Source organism: Bacillus cereus group sp. N11, from assembly GCF_016483605.1.
Taxonomy (GTDB): domain Bacteria; phylum Bacillota; class Bacilli; order Bacillales; family Bacillaceae_G; genus Bacillus_A; species Bacillus_A toyonensis.
In genome coordinates this window covers 1-234 of record NZ_JAEHBN010000115.1, presented here as the reverse complement: position 1 = coordinate 234, position 234 = coordinate 1, and the positions used below count along the sequence as shown (strand labels likewise).

Genomic DNA, 234 nt, shown 5'->3' with positions numbered 1-234 from the left:
GTCAGGAGTAAATTTAGCTAAGGTTAATAAGATTTCCTTTAACGTTTTTTCTAAAACAGAGGAAACTATTAGTCGGCTGCTTAAATTATCGGGTGATCGATTAATTGGTGGATGCTCGCAACATAATTTTATGGCTGCAGTACGTGGCAGTCGTGATCTTTATGATTCATGTTCACAATTAGTTGAAAGTAACGCATGTAATTACGATAGTATTCGCTCATTATTTATTGAAAA

Annotated in this window: 1 pseudogene; it reads left to right on the top strand. The window is 34.2% G+C overall.

The window, feature by feature from the left end:
• Nucleotides 1–234 (top strand): annotated as a pseudogene (locus tag JDS98_RS30030) (GMC family oxidoreductase); the annotation flags it as partial.